This is a genomic window from Paraburkholderia sp. SIMBA_053 (assembly GCF_046534895.1).
Lineage (GTDB): Bacteria > Pseudomonadota > Gammaproteobacteria > Burkholderiales > Burkholderiaceae > Paraburkholderia > Paraburkholderia caledonica.
Map to the genome: position 1 here is coordinate 1 of NZ_JAWRXU010001192.1, position 253 is coordinate 253.

Here is a 253-nt window from a genome sequence, read left to right on the forward strand (position 1 = left end):
GGCGAGCGACCAGGGACATCTTCGGCCTTCCTCCGGACCGGCGCAGCTACGTCATCCTGAAGGCCCGGGACCTGCTCGCCGCACTGATCTTCGGCGTCTCGTTGATCGTCGGCTCCCTCCTCAGCTCCGCCAGCGCCGCCGTGTTGAGCTGGCTCCTCAGTCTGCTGGGCTGGGATTCCGGATCGGACGGGCTGAACCTCGGCATCCGCATCGCGACCGTCATCGTGTCGTTCGCCATCATGTCGACGGCGCT

1 protein-coding gene is annotated in these 253 nt (G+C 66.8%); it reads left to right on the forward strand.

The features are described from left to right. On the forward strand, positions 1-253 hold a 253-nt coding region (locus SB753_RS39410), incomplete at both ends, for a hypothetical protein (RefSeq protein ID WP_410805468.1).